A 20,676-nucleotide genomic window follows, 5' to 3' on the forward strand; every position below is an offset into this window, starting at 1 on the left:
TTTTAAGTTAACTTTTAAATAAAGGGTTAATAAATGGTAAAAAAAGATTATTATATTACAAAAACAATAATATATGTAAAATTAATACATTAATAAGTATAAATAAGATATTTTTTATTATTAAAGAAATTAATATAATATTTATGTAAAGTTTTTTGCAAATTTTAAGGATGAATGCAAAATGTAAATTTAAATATATGGATGATTTTTAAGTATATACCTTATTCTTAAATTGTTTAGAAGAATAACTAAGACTTGGTTTAAGATAAAATTTAATCTAATATAATTAAATTATTGTTAGACTATTAGAAATTTTAAATATCAACACAAAAAAGAAGAGCAAATAGATAATTGATTAAAAGCTACCTCATATTAATTTATTTTATACAGGCATATTTAAGATTAATTTTAAATAATCTTAATATGCCTATTTTAAATTAGGGATATGTTTATTAATAGTTACCTAAATATTAATTTAGAGTTTTATTAATCAATATAAATATATTTTTGGATTATATGTTTTAGTGATTAAGATTGATACTGCTTGTCAATAATTAAAGTGAATTATAAAAGAGGGGGAATTTCTTATGGCTAGAAAATCATCTAAAAAATATTTAAAAGAGGCAAATGCTCAAATAATATTATTTGTTTTAATTATGATAATAATGAGAATGGTAGTTTTAAACTTTATGAGTGAAATATCAGGAATAGAGTTTGATGAATTATCTAAGGCTAGAATTTATAATGGAGATATTACAGCAACATTATTTTTAGAGAGTCTTGTTAATTTTTTTGGTAACTTCATTTTAGAAACATATAAAGGAATAATTTTGCTTGCAATAATAAATGTATTTATTGCTTCTTATATATTAACTAAAAAAGACTTTACAGGTAATTCTTATTTTAATATGGTCATAGCATATCTATTTTCAGCCATAATAACAGTATTTTTATTATTAGCTGGTATAATTTTATTTTTTGGCATAATGCAATGCATGGTAGTTATAAATTCATTAAAGATAGATGTGTCTTCAGAAATTTTATGGTTAGCCATATCTGTATTAGTAGGAGTAGTCTTTATAAAGTATTTTAGGAAAAGTGTAGTTTTTTCTTTATTTGCATTTTTAATAATATCAGTTTATGCTTCTTACTACACTGATATAGGTAAAAAAGCAATTAACACAGACTATGCTCAATATAGTCTAGAGGAGTTTGCTAATAATTTAAACTTAGTTGGAGAATAGATCTATGTGATTATATTTAATAGTAAATAAGTGTTTTCTATTTATTATTTAGTAAATTACATTTAATCACTTTAATATATTTTTATTTATTAATTAAAAAACATAGAGAAAATTATATATAAATTAATATGAAAATCTATTTTTGTATGCAAAATGTAAGCGTATTTTTTATATAATCTAAAAATATAGTATAAAATAATACAATATTATACAGAAAAGTATATTGAATGTAAATTTTATTTAAAACACTTTACCTAGTGTATCTATATAGGAAAAAGTAAGTATTTTAAAGAAAAATATAGAAATAATAATATATTTTATCTAAAACAGAGAGAAGTATTAAATTAAATATGGTTAAAATGGTAAGATAAATTTCGTCAGCAAGAGACACGGCAACAAAACATCAAATAAAAATTTGAAAAAAGTTGTTGACAAAGTTTCTTAAAGATGTTAAAATAAGAAAGTCGCTTGAGGGCGACAACGAAATGGTCTTTGAAAATTAAACAGAAGATATTAACATAAACCAGCAATTCTTTTATAAGTAATATGAGTATAGATTAAACTTTTAAATTGAGAGTTTGATCCTGGCTCAGGATGAACGCTGGCGGCGTGCTTAACACATGCAAGTCGAGCGATGAAGTTTCCTTCGGGAAATGGATTAGCGGCGGACGGGTGAGTAACACGTGGGTAACCTGCCTCATAGAGTGGAATAGCCTTCCGAAAGGAAGATTAATACCGCATAATGTTGAAAGATGGCATCATCATTTAACCAAAGGAGCAATCCGCTATGAGATGGACCCGCGGCGCATTAGCTAGTTGGTGGGGTAACGGCCTACCAAGGCGACGATGCGTAGCCGACCTGAGAGGGTGATCGGCCACATTGGGACTGAGACACGGCCCAGACTCCTACGGGAGGCAGCAGTGGGGAATATTGCACAATGGGGGAAACCCTGATGCAGCAACGCCGCGTGAGTGATGAAGGTTTTCGGATCGTAAAGCTCTGTCTTTGGGGAAGATAATGACGGTACCCAAGGAGGAAGCCACGGCTAACTACGTGCCAGCAGCCGCGGTAATACGTAGGTGGCGAGCGTTATCCGGATTTACTGGGCGTAAAGGGAGCGTAGGCGGATGATTAAGTGGGATGTGAAATACCCGGGCTCAACTTGGGTGCTGCATTCCAAACTGGTTATCTAGAGTGCAGGAGAGGAGAGTGGAATTCCTAGTGTAGCGGTGAAATGCGTAGAGATTAGGAAGAACACCAGTGGCGAAGGCGACTCTCTGGACTGTAACTGACGCTGAGGCTCGAAAGCGTGGGGAGCAAACAGGATTAGATACCCTGGTAGTCCACGCCGTAAACGATGAATACTAGGTGTGGGGGTTTCAACACCTCCGTGCCGCCGCTAACGCATTAAGTATTCCGCCTGGGGAGTACGGTCGCAAGATTAAAACTCAAAGGAATTGACGGGGACCCGCACAAGTAGCGGAGCATGTGGTTTAATTCGAAGCAACGCGAAGAACCTTACCTACACTTGACATCCCTTGCATTACTCTTAATCGAGGAAATCCCTTCGGGGACAAGGTGACAGGTGGTGCATGGTTGTCGTCAGCTCGTGTCGTGAGATGTTGGGTTAAGTCCCGCAACGAGCGCAACCCTTGTCGTTAGTTACTACCATTAAGTTGAGGACTCTAGCGAGACTGCCTGGGTTAACCAGGAGGAAGGTGGGGATGACGTCAAATCATCATGCCCCTTATGTGTAGGGCTACACACGTGCTACAATGGCTGGTACAGAGAGATGCAATACCGCGAGGTGGAGCCAAACTTAAAAACCAGTCTCAGTTCGGATTGTAGGCTGAAACTCGCCTACATGAAGCTGGAGTTACTAGTAATCGCGAATCAGAATGTCGCGGTGAATACGTTCCCGGGTCTTGTACACACCGCCCGTCACACCATGAGAGTTGGCAATACCCGAAGTCCGTGAGCTAACCGCAAGGAGGCAGCGGCCGAAGGTAGGGTCAGCGATTGGGGTGAAGTCGTAACAAGGTAGCCGTAGGAGAACCTGCGGCTGGATCACCTCCTTTCTAAGGAATACATCTTAGGACAACTAAGATGATAATGAATTCTGGATAATATCTCTGTTTAATTTTGAGAGACTATCTCTCAAAATTGTTCTTTGAAAATTGCACATAATTTAATTTATAGAAACAACAAGCCAAATTGGCAAAACCAATTTCTATTCTTTGTAAAATGAGAACTATAACTAATATAGGTCAAGCTACAAAGGGCGCATGGTGAATGCCTTGGCATCAGGAGCCGATGAAGGACGTGATAAGCTGCGATAAGCTTCGGGTAGGCGCACATAGCCTGAGATCCGAAGATCTCCGAATGAGGAAACTCACATGGGAAACCCCATGTATCATTAAGTGAATACATAGCTTAATGAAGGTAACCCAGGGAACTGAAACATCTAAGTACCTGGAGGAAGAGAAAGAAAAATCGATTTTCTTAGTAGCGGCGAGCGAAAGGGAAAGAGCCCAAACCGGAAACTTGTTTCCGGGGTTGTGGACATAACATAAAAGTGGAGGCTATTGTAACTGAAGAGAACTGGAAAGTTCCACCGTAGAAGGTAATAGTCCTGTAAGTGAAACGAGAAGACCACGAGTTATGATCCAGAGTACCACGAGACACGTGAAACCTTGTGGGAAGCAGGGAGGACCACCTCCCAAGGCTAAATACTACCTGATGACCGATAGTGAAGCAGTACCGTGAGGGAAAGGTGAAAAGAACCCCGGGAGGGGAGTGAAATAGAACCTGAAACCGTGTGCCTACAACCGCTCAGAGCCCCTTATGAGGGTGATGAGGTGCTTTTTGTAGAACGAGCCAACGAGTTACGGTATGTAGCAAGGTTAAGTACTTAAGGTACGGAGCCGAAGGGAAACCGAGTCTGAATAGGGCGACTAGTTGCATGCCGTAGACCCGAAACCGGGTGACCTATCCATGGCCAGGTTGAAGCGAGGGTAAAACCTCGTGGAGGACCGAACCACGTTGCTGTTGAAAAAGCATGGGATGAGCTGTGGATAGCGGAGAAATTCCAATCGAACCCGGAGATAGCTGGTTCTCTCCGAAATAGCTTTAGGGCTAGCGTCGAGTATGAGTAGTGGAGGTAGAGCACTGAATGGGCTAGGGGGCATAGCGCTTACCGAACCTTATCAAACTCCGAATGCCACATACTTTGAGCTCGGCAGTCAGACTACGAATGATAAGATCCGTGGTCAAAAGGGAAACAGCCCAGATCGTCAGCTAAGGTCCCAAAGTGTAAGTTAAGTGGGAAAGGATGTGAGATTTCTAAGACAACTAGGATGTTGGCTTAGAAGCAGCCATTCATTAAAAGAGTGCGTAATAGCTCACTAGTCGAGAGATCTTGCGCCGAAAATGTAACGGGGCTAAACTTACCACCGAAGCTACGGGCTTGAACTTAGTTCAAGCGGTAGGAGAGCGTCGTAACCGGGCTGAAGTCGTACCGTAAGGAGCGGTGGACTGGTTACGAGTGAGAATGTTGGCATCAGTAGCGAGATGTGGGTGAGAATCCCACAGGCCGAAAACCTAAGGTTTCCTCAGGAAGGTTCGTCCGCTGAGGGTTAGTCGGGACCTAAGCCGAGGCCGAAAGGCGTAGGTGATGGACAACTGGTTGATATTCCAGTACCACTACCATCGTTATTATCGATGGCGTGACGCAGGAGGATAGTGTGTGCTAGCTATTGGATGCTAGTCTAAGCGTTTAGGCAGTGAGAGTAGGCAAATCCGCTCTCATAATGCTGAGGCGTGATGGGGAAGGTTCTACGGAACCGAAGTACATGATTCCACGCTGCCAAGAAAAGCGTCTAGAGAGAGAAGTAGTGCCCGTACCGCAAACCGACACAGGTAGGTGAGGAGAGAATCCTAAGGCCGGCGGAAGAATTACAGTTAAGGAACTCGGCAAATTGACCCCGTAAGTTCGCGAGAAGGGGTGCCTACGAGAGTAGGCCGCAGAGAATAGGCCCAAGCAACTGTTTAGCAAAAACACAGGTCTCTGCTAAAGCGTAAGCTGATGTATAGGGGCTGACGCCTGCCCGGTGCTGGAAGGTTAAGGGGAACACTTAGCGCAAGCGAAGGTGTGAACTTAAGCCCCAGTAAACGGCGGCCGTAACTATAACGGTCCTAAGGTAGCGAAATTCCTTGTCAGGTAAGTTCTGACCCGCACGAATGGCGTAATGACTTGGGCACTGTCTCAACTGTAAATCCGGCGAAGTTGTAGTGCGAGTGAAGATGCTCGCTACCCGCGATTGGACGGAAAGACCCCGTAGAGCTTTACTGTAGCTTAGCATTGAGTTTTGGTATTGTCTGTACAGGATAGGTGGGAGACTAGGAAACCAGGGCGTCAGCCTTGGTGGAGTCAACCTTGGGATACCACCCTGACAGTACTGAAATTCTAACTGGCGGCCATGAATCTGGTCACAGGACATTGTTAGGTGGGCAGTTTGACTGGGGCGGTCGCCTCCTAAAAAGTAACGGAGGCGCCCAAAGGTTCCCTCAGAACGGTCGGAAATCGTTCGAAGAGTGCAAAGGCAGAAGGGAGCCTGACTGCGACACCCACAAGTGGAGCAGGGACGAAAGTCGGGCTTAGTGATCCGGTGGTACCTCGTGGGAGGGCCATCGCTCAACGGATAAAAGCTACCTCGGGGATAACAGGCTGATCTCCCCCAAGAGTCCACATCGACGGGGAGGTTTGGCACCTCGATGTCGGCTCGTCGCATCCTGGGGCTGAAGTAGGTCCCAAGGGTTGGGCTGTTCGCCCATTAAAGCGGCACGCGAGCTGGGTTCAGAACGTCGTGAGACAGTTCGGTCCCTATCCGTCGCGGGCGTAGGAAATTTGAGAGGAGCTGTCCTTAGTACGAGAGGACCGGGATGGACTGACCTCTGGTGTACCAGTTGTTCCGCCAGGAGCACAGCTGGGTAGCTAAGTCGGGAATGGATAAACGCTGAAAGCATCTAAGCGTGAAGCCAACCTCAAGATGAGATTTCCCATAGCGTAAGCTAGTAAGATCCCTTGAAGAACACAAGGTTGATAGGTCGGGGGTGTAAGCATGGTAACATGTTCAGCTGACCGATACTAATAGATCGAGGGCTTGACCAAATATAGTAAATTAAATATGTGCAATTTTGAAAGAACAAAGTTTTTTCAAACATCTGGTGATGATGTTCTTTAGGGTAACACCCGTTCCCATTCCGAACACGACGGTTAAGCCTTTAGAAGCCGATGGTACTGCACGGGAGACTGTGTGGGAGAGTAGGTGGTCGCCAGGTTTTTATTTTATGGCTCGATAGCTCAGTCGGTAGAGCAGAGGACTGAAAATCCTCGTGTCGCTGGTTCGATTCCTGCTCGAGCCACCAAAAGCTTAGTGAATTATTCACTAAGCTTTTTTTATACAATTAAATCGTAATTTAATTGTATATTTATTAATACTATAGTTAAAGTCATAATTAAAATTGATTTTTAATATGAACTAAGATGAATATGAATAAGATAAAAAAGTAAAAGGAATATTTATAAAATTTATTTATATAAATAAATTTTATAAATATTCCTTTTTTAATTTTAAATCCACAATAAGTAGTTTCTTAGTTCATAGCAATAAAAGGGGAAGTTATTAAGGATATATTGTTGGGGAAGTATCATTAATTATTTTAAAACTAAGAATTAATCTACTTATTAATCGTGGATATTTTAATTATGGACAAATAATGGATTAATATACATAAATTGTAAAAATAATTGAGAATAAATAAATATTTAAATTAATATGATTTAATAAGTTAATTAATATTTTGAATTGATATTATATTATTAATAAATAAGAGCGTTTTGATATAGATCTTTAAACAATTAGTTTAGTGAGGTGTTTTAATGAAGGATATTGTTATAATTGGAACTGAAAACATAGGAAAAGAGGTTGTTAAAATAATAGAGGCTATAAATTCAAAAAGAAATACTTGGAATGTGTTAGGCTTTATAAGTCTTAAAAAAGATGAAGCAGGAAGTAATATTGAGGGATATAGTGTTCTTGGATCTATAGATTCAATGTTTAATTATTTTGAAGGTAGAAAAAAAGATAAGTTTTATTTTTTTAAGAAATTAGAAAGCCAAAATGAATTATTTACGATTATAGCAATAGACAACTGTAAATTAAAAAAAGAAATAGAAAATAAGTTAAAAAACAAAATAAAATTTGCTACAATTATTCATCCGGATGTTACTTTTTTTAATAAACAAGAAGTTGGTGAGGGAACTATAATATATCCAGGATTAATTAGTGTAGGAAGATTTAAGCTAGGTAAACATGTTATTTTAAAACAAAAATGCTCTTTAGGAAATAATATTGAGATAGGAGATTATTCTTTTATATCTTTTAATAGTAATATTGATAGTAATGTAATGGTTAAAGAGGGATCTTATATTGAAGCTAATACTACAATACTGGCAAATAGCAATATAGATAAAAATACTTATATAAAAGAAGGTTCAATATTATATTAAAATTATAATTATATTTTAGAGATATTATTTTGTTTTATATATAAATTAGAAGGTTCATATTAAATATAGTGTGAATCTTCTTTTATTTTTTTATATAATATAGATAAGTATTAATATACTATATATTTAAATAGATGGTTTTCTTTGAATTAATAGAATAATTGTAAAGAATAGAATAATTGGAAAGAATAGAATAAGTGGAAAAATATAAGATGTGGAAATTTGAAGAAGTAGAAAATTGAAGAAGTAGAAAATTGAAGAAGTGGAAAGAATAGAATAGGAGAGCTTTTTGAAAAATAGGTTTATAAAAAGATTTATTTTAGAAATAGATTTATAATCTGTTAAATTATTAGAAATATTTTTGATAAAATCTAATATATTAATTAAATGTTAATTGTGTTCATAAAATATTCAAAAGTATGTTGACATAAAATAAGTAGAGAGTTATTATATAATTACAGACACCCAGTGGGGGTTGTATGTGAAATGTATAGGGAGCGATGAACATGAATGCAGAGAAAAAGAAAGCATTACAGTGCTTGAAGACAGCAAAAGGGCAAATTGAAGGAATAATCAGAATGATTGAAGATGAGAGATATTGTATAGATATTTCAAATCAAGTAATGGCTTCCCAAGCATTATTAAAGAAAGCTAATAAATTAATATTGCAACAACATATGCATAATTGTGTTAAGAGTGCTTTCGAAAATAATGAATCTAAAGATGAAAAAATTGAAGAGATATTAAGTGTACTAAATAAGCTAATAGATAAATAAATATTATATTTCTAATGATGTATTTAGTTTTATTATAATATAAAGTTCTTTAAATCTGTTGTTTCTAGAGTTTCAATTTAGTTTAGTTGAATCACTAAAAGCAAATTTAGGATGCTCTATATTAATAAATTATTCTAATGATTTACTTAACTTTATTAAGGTAAAATTATTTAGATCTGTTGTTTTTGGAGATTCAAATTTTTTTATTTGAGTAGCTTAAAGCGAATTTAGAATAATTACTGTAATATTTTTAGCTTATTTAAAATAAAAATATTATTGATCTAATGATGTGAGTGATTTTATAAATAATATAAAGTTATTTGGATCTATTGTTTTGGAGGGTTTAAAGAAATTTATTTTTTTAAGCAATTCAAAGTGATTTTAGAGCAATAAGAGATAATTTTTATATATTAATCATTTAACTATATAAGTAATTTTATAGACAATATAAAATTACTTATAGCTGATGTTTATATTTTTAAAATTCTTTAATAAATTTAAGGTTATTTTAGAATAATGTATGCTTTTATCATAATAAATCGAAATTCTAATGATGTTTATAGCTTTGTATATAGTATAAAGTTATTTAGATCTGTTGTTTTTTAGGGTTCAAAAGTTGATTTTTGAGCAATTTAAAGCGAATTTAGAATTAATGAATTTTTTTAAAAATTTAATTTTTATGAGTTTTTCTTTAAGTATATTAATAATAAAGTTAATAAATTAGAATTTAAGCTTGATAAATTAGGACATAGACTTAAAGAATATATATTTGACTTATAATAGGAAAAATAGAATGTGCATCCTGTGCAGCAACCATTGAGAATATGTTAAATAAAATGGGTGGTGTAGAGAATGTAAGTTTAGATTTTTTTTAAGGTTACATCCAACTATGATTCTAATAGGGTTGAAATAAGAGAGATTAGAGAAAGTTTAATAAGTTAGAATATAAGATTATAAGTCAAAGAATAAATTTTAAGATAAATAATTAAGAGAAGTTATATCAAAGGTGTATATTTTTGATATAACTTTTCTTTTTGTTTGATATGTAAAATATTTACAATTAAATCCAAAATGAAAGAAAATGAGATTTAATTTTATCTAATTTGAATAAATGGGCTAAAATACGATTTTATTTTTTGTAAGAAAACATATATACTAATTATATGGTAAATATTTACAAAATGAAGTCGAAAATATAATAATATATAAGTGAAGAAATAGTAAAGTAGAGTTGATAATTAAAATTACAAGCTTTATATTAATTAAGTTTGATTCATATGTGAAAAATAAAAGATTTATTAGGTACCATTAGAATTAGCACTAAAATATTCATTAATATTAGTATGAATATAGTTGCAAATAATAAAATAGTAAAAATATTTTGATATATAGAATATGTCAGTTTTTATAAGGTTATAGTTTTATTAATTAAGTTGAAAATATGCATAATATGAGGAATATGCTAAGTTGTTATTAAAAGTAGGGTAACTATTCTTAAAATTTAGGGGGATTTAAAATGGAGAATTTATTAAAGGATTATTCCAATGAAGAGGTTTTAAAAGCACTTAAGATAGTAACTGAGTTGAAATTAGAAAGAGAACAAGGAGACTTACCTGAATTTATTAGGGGGAGGGTTTCAGAGGTTTCTGAAGATGAGTTTGATTTAATACAAGCATACAATTATTATATGAGAGAATTGAGAAGGGGATCAGTTCTTTTAAGTGAGGAAGAGACAGAAAAGTGCGGATTTAATAGTAGGTTAGCTATAGATGTTGAGTTAAAGGATTTAATAATTTTTTTAAATACTCAGCCTAATATAAAAACTTTATATTCTTGTTCTGGACATCAGTTTGTAAGAGGACAAATAACATTTGAGGGGCTTTTAAAATTTCCTCAAGTAGATGATTTTAAAATTGAATATGCAGATGAAAGAGATGAGACAAAAGTAAGTTTTGATATACCAGAAAGAAGTTACGATTATTTAAATAAGCTTAGAAAGTTATACAATTATTTTTATTTAATCAATTATAATAATTTAAAAACTTTAACTAGGGATGAGGTTAGTGCAATCAAGATAAAAGAAAATTGTACTGCATAAAAAAATTACCCCGTTAAGTAGATTTTAAACAGTATTTTATACTGTGTTTACTTAGCGGGGTGTAATTTAATATAATAAAGCTTTTAAATTTATAAGAAAATAAGTTGTTTCAAAAAGGTATTTTCATAAGTATTTTCTTAATGTACTTCATAAATATCAGAAAGCTCTAACTCTATATTTTTATCATCTGTTATATAATCAACTAAATTATTGCTTTCTTCTGTGTAATTTAATTTTACATTTGGTAGCCATACTATAAATTCTGAACCTTTTATTCCATCACTTATAAGTTCAATTTTACCATCATGCAGTTCTGCAATAGACTTTACAATGCTAAGACCTATTCCACTACCTTCATTTCTTCTTTTTAAGGATTTATCAGCTTGTACAAATCTATCAAAAATTGATGCTTGCATTTCTTTGGGAATACCAATTCCATTATCTTTTATGCTTATTTTAACCCAATCCTTTGAGATGTTTAAATCTACAAATATTTCACCATGATTTTGGGTGAATTTTATTGCGTTTGAAAGTAAGTTAAGAATTAATCTTTCAATTTTTACAGGATCACATTTTATTATGTTTTCTTCAACATTAGTATCAAAGATTATATTAATATCCTTATTTTCAGAATGAGGAATAACCAAAGATACTATATTTTCTACAAGGAATACTATATCTCTATTAGTAAAATCAGCTTTTAAAAATCCAACTTCAATTTTACTAACATCAATAAGGTTATTTATAAGTCTAAGCATTCTATAACAATTTATCTTAAGACCTTGCTTATATTTATCATAGAAGTTATTAAAGTCCATAGGGTCAGTTTCATGCTTAGAATTTAATAACTGTATTGTAGAATAGATAATATTAAGTGGTGTTCTAAGCTCATGTGATATATTGGCGAAAAATTCATTTCTTATTTGTTCATAAGCCTTAGCTTCTTTAAATTTTATAGCTAAATTTTCAAGACGTTTTTTAGAGGTTAAGTTTTTTGCAACTATAACTTTTCCATAAGGAATTTCATTATTATCATTTAAAGTTCTAATTATAGATTCTACATATACAAAGGAATGTTTACCAACAAGTTTACATTTAATACTATCTTCCTCATCTTCTAGTTTTAATTGATTTAATATCTCATCATTTTTACCTAAAAGGTTTATTATAGGCATTCCTATAATTTCTTCATAGGTATAATTTAATGTTTTTAATACAGAATCATTAACATATGTAATTAAACCATTATTATCAACACTTATTATTAAATCCTGTACGTTATTATTTATACAACTTAATAATTGTTCATTTCTTTTAATATTTTTTGTTAGGGTATATTCTTCGGTTATATCTTTTAAATTTACAGCAAAATAATTTTTATTTTCAACATTTAATATCTGTATGTAGGCACTTACTATTTTGCCATTTTTTAAAATAAGCTTACCTTCCCAGTTGCCCTTATTAAAAAGTGCTTTAGTAGCATTTTTTTCAGAGTCATCTATAAAAATCGAATCTACAAATAATTTTTCTACCTCTTTAAGTTGATCTTTTAATTTAGTTGATTTGCAGTAGCGTTCTCTTATTGTCTTGTTTGTATATATAACCTTCTTTTTATTATCATATAAAATTATAGAACTACTAGTATTAAATTCAACTAAGTGATAAAAAACTTGAAGTTCATTTTGTAGTAAAGAGCTTCTTTTGTTTTTAGCTGTAATTTCATTAAAAACTCCACTTATAGCCAATAAAAATGATAGTATGGTAAGTAGAAGAACAACATTATTGGTTTTTAAAAGTGTTATATTTGGAAGAAGTACTTCACAAATCCAATATAATCCTCTAAGGGCTATTAAAAGAATACTAGCAATTATAAATGAATATATTAACTCACAATCATCTAAAGATTTCTTTGATAAGAATATGCAAGCGATTATGTATAGGATAATAATCATAGTCATTAAAGTAGCATAAAAATAAATATCTTTAGCAAATAAATTGTTAGAAAAAATTCTATAGTTAATCATAGGTGTTATAACTGAAAATAAAAAAACTACTATTGATGTAATTATTTTATGTTTAGTAATAAGAGGGGATATTCCTTTCTTATTAAAGGCAACATAAAAAAGCAAAATTATCCTAAATATTGCGTGTATAAAAATAAACTTATCGAATATTATTAGGTTATGTCCTTTAGTAATTAAAAGTTCTACAGATAAATTCATATATATTAAAGAGATTATAAAAAAATCATCTTTTTTGGTGCTTGAATAGTATATTAATGAACTTATGTATGCCATTGTTCCTAATATTAATGATAAACTTAATGAGAAACTTGGCATAGAATTACCAGGAATAAACTCTATATTTTTTCTAATAAGCACTTTATAGGATAAATCTATTAGCAATATAAAAAATATAGAGAAAACTATAAAAATGGATAGTTTTATTATTCTTTGAGTTTCTAATTTATTTTTATCATCATTAAAAATATGAAAAAATATTGGGTTATCCATGTTTTAAATCTCCTTAATATAAGAGTTATTAAAATTATATTTTATAGCATATATTAGATTTTAACACAGATATATGCATATATTCACAAAAAAGTTAAAAATATAATATTAAAAATACAATATAATTAAAAATAGTGTAATATTAAGTTATTTTTAATTATAAAATTTATATATTTAATTATAAATTCATATTGAGTTTAAATCATATTTAAAATATAAAAGTATTATATTAGATATGATAAAAGATTAATGGAGTATTTTAAAATTATAATTTTTTAAGATATCTTCATATTTATATAAATTATGGGAAATATAAATATAGGGTAATAGCTACATTATATTAATGATTAAATTAGGAGAAGTAATATGAATACTGTTTTAAAACAAAGGAAAAGATTAGATTATTTAGACATTGCAAAGGGACTTCTTATAATAAGTGTTGTATTATGTCATTCGCCTTTTGAAAATGCTTATTATCTTTATTGGTTTCACATGCCAGCCTTTTTTATAATAAGTGGAATGTTATATAAAAGAGGAATGAACATAAAGGAGCAAGCAATAAAGTTTTTTGTTCCTTATGCTATATTTTCATTAATAGATATTAGTTTTAATTATATTATGTATTATCATGGGAATTTTTCCTTAGGTGATTTAATACATGAAATTATCAAATATGCATATGGTGGAAAGGCCACATGGGGAGTATTTTGGTTTATACCTGTAATGTTTGTTACAAAGGTAGTATTTGATCAATTAAATAAGAGATTAACATCTAAGAAGTTAGCTTTTGTGTGTATATTAAGTTATATATTAGCTCACATATATTCTATGAGTTTTATACCATCAAGTGTAACTGAGATAACTGAAAATCAATTTGTATTTTGGAATTTAGATACTGTTTTAATAACATTGCCATACTATGCATTAGGATACTATATAACTAAATTAAATATACAAAGGGTGTTTAAAGAAACTTCTACATTAATTTTATCAAGTATAGGGGTAGTAGCTATGTTTATACTAAATAGTAGTATTGGAATATACTATTACTTAAATATAAAATACTCTTACTATAAGGATCCTATTTTTGATATATTAATGCCAGTTACCATAACAATTTTTATACTTTCTTTAAGCTATCAGATTAGTAAGTTTAAGTATAAGAAATTATTTACTATAATTGGAGCTAACTCTCTTGTAATAATGTATTTACATAAACAAGTTGCAACTTTATTTATGGATGTATTTAATTATGGGTATATAATGTTTACTATAATTGGAGTATGTTTACCACTTCTTATGATGGTATTAATAAATAAAAGTATTGTCAGCAAATTTTTATTTAATGGAGATCTTACTTTCTATAGAAAGATTAAAGATATTAAGGATATAGAACCAAAGGATATAATTATAGATAATAAATAGTTATTAAGGCTTAGAAAAGTTTTTCTAAGCCTTTTTTGTAATATTTAATCTTAAAGAATAATATAATCTTACAACAAGAAGTATATAATGGAGGTTATATATGTTAAGGAGAGAAAAAGCGTGTATTAAGGAGTTTTATTTAAACAATAGAAGAGGCTTAGTAGACACTAATGGTTGTGTATATTTAGATGGTAGGTATGCAGGAATTTTAAAACCAAGTGGAGCTATATATATAGAAGGAAGAAGAGGATTTATAAAGAAGAATGGAGATATTTATTTAGATGGTATATTAATTGGAACTTTAAATAATTATAGTATTGTATATTAATATTTTAAAAGTTATGAGATATGTAATTATTTCATAACTTTTTTATATTTTAAATGTTTTAACCTAAAAATTAAAGGTATATAATATAATAAGGAATTCACAAAATATTTATAAAATAACTGTGAATGGAGGTGTTACCATGGCAATGGAAAGAAAGAACTTTAATAATTATAAGGAAGTATCCCTATTAATAATGTTAATTCCAATGTTATTTATTTTAATAGATACCTTAGGGAGAATGAATTCTAAAATAAATAATAAAAATTTATTTGAAATTATATTTAATGAGATATTTTTATATAGAGAAGTTATAGTTAAGTTTATAATAGCCATAGTTGTCATATTTGTTATAACAAAGATAAAAATTATAAAAGAGAAATTTATACTGGGTGACTTTAAAATTATAATAGGATATACCACACTAGGAGTAATAAGTTATAAATTTTTTGGAAGTGCATATGGACTTTCTAAATCATTAGATGTATATGTTATGTGCATAATAGCTATGATTTTTATATTGTCAGGAATAAGAGAAATTATGTCATCTATAGATAACATAAATATTAATATTGAGGAGAAAAGTAACTTTGAAAGGTTAGTATATACAAGAGTTAAGTATTTAGGAATAATTTATTTTATAATATTTGCAATATTAATAGCTATAGAAAATTTAAACAGTATAATGTCTAGTGATTTTATCGTAAGTTTAATTAGCAATTATAATCAGCATTATAATAATATGGCTAGAGTGATTTCAGTATTAGGAGTAGTGTTAATAGTAGCTCTAATACTCATAATTAAAAAATCATTTTCTAACTTAAATTTATGCTATGAAGAATATATTTACATAATAAAACATAAAACTGTTACTGAAGAGATTAAAAAAGATATAGATTTTGTTAATCTTAAAGTTGAGGCTAATAAAAAATACATTAATAATAAATTTAAAAAGCTTGAAGACAAAAAAGCTCAAGTATTATTAAAAGGTATTTTTGATTTATTTAAAGATAACAAGCATTAAACAATATATATGCTTAGAGGGGAAAGTATGGAGAGTAAAAAAAGTACAAATTTTGATTTTATATTAAAAACAAGTATTGAAAGCTATTATGATTTATTGAAAAATGCTGAAAAGGCATGGGAGACCCATGCAGCTTTAACATATATCGCTTTAAGAATGGTTGTGGAAGACCTATTAATTAAGCTTGAAGAAAAATATGAAATAAATAGAGATAAAGAAGCTAATTTTAAGAATACCTTAAATAATTTAAAAGAATATGTTCCAAGTTGGATAATTGAGTATGGGGAATATATAAGAATTAAAGGGGAGAAAAGTGCTAATAAAGAAATAGATAGCAATTTAGAAGAAAATAGTACATTATTAGCATTAAAGAAAGTGCATGAAATTTTAATATGGTACTTAAAAAATGTAACTAAAGAGATGAGCTTAGAGGCAGATTATAGTTTCATTACTCCAGAAAGCATAAAAGAGAGTGAATGTGACTTAGCAATAGATAAAAAGGTCCTTGAAAATAAGGAAAAATTTATTATAAGTCTAGAAAAACAAATAAAAACTAATAGTGATGATGAAAAAAAGCAAGAAGAGCTTGAGGAACTTTTAAGAAATGTTAAGGAAGAAAAGAAGGAGCTTACAGAAAAACTAGAGAAGAAAGAGTTAGAGCTTCAGGAAGTTTTAAATAGTTTTAAAGAACTTCAAGTTAAACTTACTACTTATATAGAGAAGGATCAATCTGCTGAAGAAAGTAATAATAAATATCCAGACTTTTATAAGGGGTTTTTATCCTTACAAGGATATGAACTTAGGGTTGTCTATGCCTTTTTGAAGAGTTTAAGTTTAGGTAGTATTTTCTTAAATAAATCTAAAAGTATATTTTTGAAATCTCAAAGGAAAGAATTTTTAAAGTTTATTGAAAAAGAGGTAGAGGACTTAAAAAAATATTCTGACGGGATTTTAAAATTAAAGCTATATTATATTTTATTAAAGCTTACTAATACTCCAGTGGCCTCAGTTGCAGATAAGGAAACCTTTGATAAATCTTTAGATAGTATAGTTGAAAAGGCTTATTTTATAATTGAAAGCCGTAATGGATTTAATGGGAAGGTAGATAAATTAGAGGCTATAATAAATTACTATTTAATAGTAATAATGAATAGTTTGTCAGCTGAAATAAATCATGAAGAGGATAATAAAGACAAGGTTTCTGATATAATTTATGAAGTTTTAAGAACAATACCTTTAGATGAGAGAAAAATCATATTAAATAAGATGAATTTTACAGATATATCTGAGGGAGCAATTAAGGAAAATATAAGATTAAATCAAGTGGAGTTTTTAAAAGCTGCCTTAGACTGTGGAATAAGTGAGAGCTCTGAATTTGTTATAAGATCAGTTTTTTCAATTTATGTAGCCTTTCAAAAAGATTTTGATTTTTATGAATTTAGAACTAGACATGATATGTTAAGAGCTTATATAGGTCCTTTATTATTAGTAATTCTTTTAAAGGAGTTTAAAATTTCAAGAGAGAATTTAGTGCCTATTTTTGTAATGGAAATAAGCATATCAAATAAAATATTAAGAAAAGAAAGAAGAGAAAAAATATACTATAATCAGTTAGTTCAAGCTTGGTTAGAAGAAAAAGAGAAATATGATAAAATACTTTCAGAAAAAAATAACTTAGAAAAAAATCTTAAGGAAGTGCAAGAGGCAAGGGAGTTATTATTAACAAATGAGAGAAAATTCGTAGCTGAAAAAGATAATACTGAAAATGCTATAAAATCTCAATGGGATATGTTTAAAGAGAAGGCTCTTCAGTCTGAGGAGATTAAATCCTTTAATTCTTATGAAGAGTATATAAGGGCTATTAACCAAAAAAATCTCATAGAGGTGTCAGAAGAGCATAGTCTTAAGGATAGGGGTATTATTAAAAACTTCTTCTCATTAGATACATGGAAGTATAAACTAAATAAATTAGAAATAAGTAAAAATATAAAAGTTTTAGAAGAAAAGCTTATTGAAGAGGCCAAGGAGTCTGGAGTTTTTGAAAATGAGCTTTTAACCATAAGAGAATTAGAAAAAATATTAGCAGATAAAGAGAGTGGATTAGAAGACATAAGAGTTGATTTAAAAGAAAATTCAGTTGAAAATGAAAAGTTAAATAGACTAATAAGTAACAGCAATAAACTTATGGAAAAGTTTAAAGAAGATAACTTTGATTTTGCTAAATAAAAAAGCTGGTATTTTTATACCAGCTTTAAATTTATAAATTATGCTAACTTCTACATACTATATTATTATTTGGACAAATAAATTTTGTTACAATTCTCATAAAGGTGAAAAAGAACAATTTTTGAAAGTTCTTAGTTTAATTAGCATTATCTATAAATTTTACTTAATTATAACACAAATTTAGTTATATAAATATAACTTTTTTTCTAATATAATAAATTTTGTAGAGATATATAACAAATAGATAATTAGAGATATTATGAAAAAATCTTAAGGATTAAATAAGTGTTTTAATAATTTTATTTTAATTTTGAAAAGTGTTATTGTATTATTTTTATATACAATTTGTTGTAATAAACAGAACTATTGAAAGTGAACAATTAGGATATTATAATAAAATTTTGAGGTTTGAAGAGAATTAGAGATTAAGAAGTAATAAAAAATATAGAAAGATACAAAGTAGATAAGTGAGGGATAAAGATGAAAAGATTCCTAGCTGTAGGAATAATAGGTGTTTTGGTTGCTGGAATATCAGTTTTTGGAATAGAGGAATTTAAGCATAAGAGAGTTAAGGGATTAGAAGCTAAGGTGTTTCAGGCAAAAACTTATATTAATCATGGAGATTTAGTAAATGCAGAAATTATGCTTAATATAATAAAAGAAGAAAACCTTGATTTAAAAGATAAAAATGTTCAAGAAGATATATTAGAAATAGAAAATAGCATAGATTCAAATAAGGATAGCTTTAGGGATAAACCAATAAAGAATTTAGAGGATTTAAGTGTAGATCAAAAGAAAGTAGAGCTTCTAAATATTTATTTAGAAAATAATGAATTTTCACCAGATGTTCGTAGTATTGAGTCAGCAGGTAAGGAATACTATATTCAGTTTAGAAAATCTAAAAAGCTTCCTTTAGATAAAAATAAGGATTTTAGCAATAAAAAGGGATATATTTTAAAACCTATAAGAACCTCAAAAAGATTTTTTGAAGATACTTGCTTAATATTTGATGTTGAAAAACCATATTATATAAATAAAAATATATATTATAAATTTGTTGAAATGCCTGTAAGTAGTTATTTCGGTGAAGATGACAAAGAGATATGGTACTTTGCTGATTTAAACTTTAATATAATTAGCAAAGAAAATTTAGAGTTTTATATGAATAATAAAGATGTTTTAGATAGTAATAATAATATTTTAAGCAATTATAATTTAACTAATTATATAGAAGATGAATATTTATATTAAAAATATTTAAAATAATTTTTGTCAATATTTTGAAAAAGATATTGACAAAAGCACTTGAAAACGTTATTATAAAATTAAGATAATTATTTAAGATTTAGTGTGGTAGGATTGATAAAAGCCTAAATTAAATGTGTTTATTTGTTCATTTAATTTAGGCTTTTTATTGTTTTATTATATTTTATTTAGTTAAGGTTACATCCATTTGAGGATATGGAATAGTTATGTTTTCCTCATCAAATCTTAATTTAACTTCCTCTAATAAGCTAAAATGAACCTTCCAATAATCTTCTTGTTTAGTCCAAACTCTAACAGTAAAATCTATAGAGCTTGCAGCATGTTGGCTTATACCTACAAATGCTTCAGGTGTTTTTAAAATTAACTCATTTTTATTTATAATATCCCAAAGAACATTTTTAACTTTGATTATGTCGTCATCATATCCAACGCTAAATACTAAATCAACTCTTCTAGTATCCTTTGATGAATAGTTTATAAGACTTCCATTAGCTAGTGTACCATTTGGAATAAGTATTTCCTTGTTATCTGGCGTTACTAGATGAGTATAGAACACAGTTATTCTTTCAACAGTTCCAGAATATCCTGAGGCTTCTATAAAATCATTAACTCTAAAAGGTCTTAATAAAAGAATTATTACTCCACCAGCAAAATTAGATAAACTTCCTTGTAAGGCAAGTCCAACTGCTAAACCTGCTGAAGCTATAAGAGCTGCTAGTCCAGCTATATCAAATCCAACATAACTCATTAGGGTTATAACTAGAAGAACTTTTAGAGACACCTCTGAAAAAGCTTCTGCAAATGATGTTAATGTAGGATCTACATTTCTACTTTTCATTATATTAGCTAAAATCTTAATTACTTTATTGATAATTTTCCATCCAATATAAAGTAGAATTAAACCAATTACTAATTTAAAGCCATTAGTTGTAATCCAAGATAAAAGCTTCTCGTACATCTTACTAAGATCAAACTTCATCAATAAACCTCCTATAAATTATTACTTATTACTAAAGCAAAATATATTATAAATTTTCTTTCGACAAATATCAACTAAAAAGAAGGTATGTCCATAGATAATAAGGTATGCTTTAGTAACATATACTATGCTAAAAATTAAATTTCTTTAGTAAATAAATTAACTATTAAAAATAATAATGAATTTATGTTTATAAATTTTAAAATTAGGGAAGTATATAAGGTGAAA

The 20,676-nt window shown here is 29.5% G+C and carries 12 protein-coding genes, 1 tRNA gene and 3 rRNA genes; 14 read left to right on the forward strand and 2 right to left on the reverse strand.

Annotated elements, in window-relative coordinates; genetic code table 11:
- The first annotated feature begins 587 nt into the window (after window positions 1-587).
- The 9 genes from CPF_RS00975 (at window position 588) to CPF_RS01010 (ending at window position 10,690) form a co-directional block, all read left to right on the forward strand.
- Window positions 588-1,244 carry a hypothetical protein gene (locus CPF_RS00975; protein ID WP_003457542.1) on the forward strand — a complete coding sequence of 219 codons (657 nt, stop codon included), beginning with the start codon at window positions 588-590 and terminating at the stop codon, window positions 1,242-1,244.
- Window positions 1,245-1,810: 566 nt separating this feature from the next.
- Window positions 1,811-3,323, forward strand: a 16S ribosomal RNA gene (locus tag CPF_RS00980).
- A 187-nt stretch (window positions 3,324-3,510) separates the two neighbouring features.
- Window positions 3,511-6,415 (forward strand): 23S ribosomal RNA (locus CPF_RS00985).
- A 52-nt stretch (window positions 6,416-6,467) separates the two neighbouring features.
- Window positions 6,468-6,585 (forward strand): 5S ribosomal RNA (gene rrf / locus CPF_RS00990).
- The 16S, 23S and 5S rRNA genes sit together here with 1 tRNA gene alongside, the layout of an rRNA operon.
- An 11-nt stretch (window positions 6,586-6,596) precedes the next feature.
- Window positions 6,597-6,672: transfer RNA gene (locus CPF_RS00995), tRNA-Phe, on the forward strand.
- Window positions 6,673-7,186: 514 nt separating this feature from the next.
- The gene (locus tag CPF_RS01000; protein ID WP_003458283.1) at window positions 7,187-7,816 is read left to right on the forward strand and encodes a hypothetical protein; all 630 of its coding nucleotides are present in this window, start codon (window positions 7,187-7,189) and stop codon (window positions 7,814-7,816) included.
- A 506-nt stretch (window positions 7,817-8,322) separates the two neighbouring features.
- The gene (locus tag CPF_RS01005) at window positions 8,323-8,592 is read left to right on the forward strand and encodes a metal-sensing transcriptional repressor (protein ID WP_003458296.1); all 270 of its coding nucleotides are present in this window, start codon (window positions 8,323-8,325) and stop codon (window positions 8,590-8,592) included.
- A 788-nt stretch (window positions 8,593-9,380) separates the two neighbouring features.
- Window positions 9,381-9,467, forward strand: coding sequence for a cation transporter (locus CPF_RS15245; protein WP_223932484.1), 87 nt, complete (start codon window positions 9,381-9,383; stop codon window positions 9,465-9,467).
- A gap of 641 nt (window positions 9,468-10,108) precedes the next feature.
- Window positions 10,109-10,690, forward strand: coding sequence for a hypothetical protein (locus CPF_RS01010; RefSeq protein WP_003458357.1), 582 nt, complete (start codon window positions 10,109-10,111; stop codon window positions 10,688-10,690).
- A gap of 137 nt (window positions 10,691-10,827) precedes the next feature.
- Here the strand turns inward: CPF_RS01010 and CPF_RS01015 are convergent, their stop codons facing one another.
- Window positions 10,828-13,203 (reverse strand): sensor histidine kinase, encoded by a 2,376-nt coding sequence (locus CPF_RS01015; RefSeq protein WP_003458291.1) that lies wholly within the window; start codon window positions 13,201-13,203, stop codon window positions 10,828-10,830.
- Window positions 13,204-13,569: 366 nt separating this feature from the next.
- Here CPF_RS01015 and CPF_RS01020 point away from each other — a divergent pair, with 366 nt between their 5' ends.
- From CPF_RS01020 to CPF_RS01040, 5 genes are all read left to right on the forward strand, one after another.
- On the forward strand, window positions 13,570-14,628 hold the full coding sequence (locus CPF_RS01020; RefSeq protein ID WP_003458257.1) for an acyltransferase family protein: 1,059 nt from the start codon (window positions 13,570-13,572) through the stop codon (window positions 14,626-14,628).
- 100 nt (window positions 14,629-14,728) lie between these two features.
- On the forward strand, window positions 14,729-14,956 hold the full coding sequence (locus CPF_RS01025) for a hypothetical protein (protein WP_003458280.1): 228 nt from the start codon (window positions 14,729-14,731) through the stop codon (window positions 14,954-14,956).
- Between the two features lie 139 nt (window positions 14,957-15,095).
- Window positions 15,096-15,977 (forward strand): hypothetical protein, encoded by an 882-nt coding sequence (locus CPF_RS01030; RefSeq protein WP_011590099.1) that lies wholly within the window; start codon window positions 15,096-15,098, stop codon window positions 15,975-15,977.
- Window positions 15,978-16,004: 27 nt separating this feature from the next.
- The gene (locus tag CPF_RS01035; protein ID WP_041702516.1) at window positions 16,005-18,203 is read left to right on the forward strand and encodes a hypothetical protein; all 2,199 of its coding nucleotides are present in this window, start codon (window positions 16,005-16,007) and stop codon (window positions 18,201-18,203) included.
- A 480-nt stretch (window positions 18,204-18,683) separates the two neighbouring features.
- Window positions 18,684-19,454, forward strand: coding sequence for a hypothetical protein (locus CPF_RS01040; protein WP_003458282.1), 771 nt, complete (start codon window positions 18,684-18,686; stop codon window positions 19,452-19,454).
- Between the two features lie 178 nt (window positions 19,455-19,632).
- On the opposite strand, the gene CPF_RS01045 is transcribed toward CPF_RS01040, so the two are convergent.
- The gene (locus CPF_RS01045; RefSeq protein ID WP_003458319.1) at window positions 19,633-20,448 is read right to left on the reverse strand and encodes a mechanosensitive ion channel family protein; all 816 of its coding nucleotides are present in this window, start codon (window positions 20,446-20,448) and stop codon (window positions 19,633-19,635) included.
- Window positions 20,449-20,676 lie beyond the last annotated feature (228 nt).

It is taken from the genome of Clostridium perfringens ATCC 13124 (genome assembly GCF_000013285.1).
In the GTDB taxonomy this organism is placed as follows: domain Bacteria; phylum Bacillota; class Clostridia; order Clostridiales; family Clostridiaceae; genus Sarcina; species Sarcina perfringens.